Annotated in this window: 2 protein-coding genes; both read left to right on the plus strand. The window is 60.7% G+C overall.

What is annotated here, in order from left to right:
- The coding region (locus tag GGD57_RS29040; RefSeq protein WP_210304091.1) for a hypothetical protein at positions 1 to 217 on the plus strand (217 nt) is incomplete at its 5' end.
- 45 nt (positions 218 to 262) lie between these two features.
- Positions 263 to 961 (plus strand): ParA family protein, encoded by a 699-nt coding sequence (locus tag GGD57_RS29000; RefSeq protein WP_184473602.1) that lies wholly within the window; start codon positions 263 to 265, stop codon positions 959 to 961.
- Positions 962 to 1,107 lie beyond the last annotated feature (146 nt).

A 1,107-nucleotide genomic window follows, 5' to 3' on the forward strand; every position in this document is an offset into this window, starting at 1 on the left:
CATAAACCTCAATCTCTCGAACCGCCCGGTGCGGACCCGCATGCCGGGTGGTGTGGCAGGGGTGCGATCACAGCGATCGCCCCCTATGCCGATTTACGACATCCCCAATTTTAGGGATGTGAAAAATACCGACTGCAATTTCGCCGCGCGCGTTTCGATTTTGTTAACCATGATTGGAAAGGATGGCTTAACCGCACGATGCTCCGACGGTGCGTAAAAAGAGCGATTCCGGCTCGCGCCATTTTTCCTCCGAGGACCGAACATGCCTGTCATTACTTTCGCAAACACCAAGGGCGGCGCCGGCAAGACGACGGCTGTTCTGCTGCTCGCGACCGAGCTCGCCCGGAAGGGTTACCGCGTTACCATTCTCGATGCCGATCCGCAGCACTGGATTTCGCGCTGGCATGAGATCTCTGGTGATGTGGCCAATATTTCGGTCATCGATTTCGTGACCACCGCCTCGCTGCCGCAGCATATCAGCGAGAACAAGCACAATACCGACTACTTCATCGTCGATCTGCCGGGCGCGCGCAATCCGCTGCTCGCCACCGCCGTCGGCCTTTCCGACCACGTGCTGATCCCGATCCAGGGCTGTGCGATGGATGCGCGCGGCGGCGCGCAGGTGCTCGAACTGCTGCAGTATCTGGACGAGAAGGCGGGCATCAAGATCGGCCATTCGGTGGTGCTGACCCGCGTCAACTCGATGGTGACGACCAGGGCGCTGCAACTCGTCAAGTCGCTGCTCAGCGAGCGGCACGTGCCGGTGCTGGATACGGCGATCATCGAGCGCTCGGCCTTCCGCGACATTTTCGACTGCGGCGGCACGCTGCACACGATCGACCCGACACGTGTCAGCAATCTCGACAAGGCGCGTGAGAACGCCACCTGTTTCGCCGAGGAAATCATGCGCAAGCTGCCGGTCAGGCTGACGGCCTCGGCCCGCATGGCGACGGCAGCCTGAATATCCAAGCATGAAACAGAAAAGCCGTCGGAGCGATCCGGCGGCCTTGTCATTGTGCGCCCAGCATGGGCGCGCTCTTGTGGGTGGAAGTCCCACCGTAAGCTGGTCATGGCGAACGAAGAGAAGCGCAACTGCGAGAGGGCGAC

Source organism: Rhizobium esperanzae, from assembly GCF_014197615.1.
In the GTDB taxonomy this organism is placed as follows: Bacteria; Pseudomonadota; Alphaproteobacteria; order Rhizobiales; family Rhizobiaceae; genus Rhizobium; species Rhizobium esperanzae_A.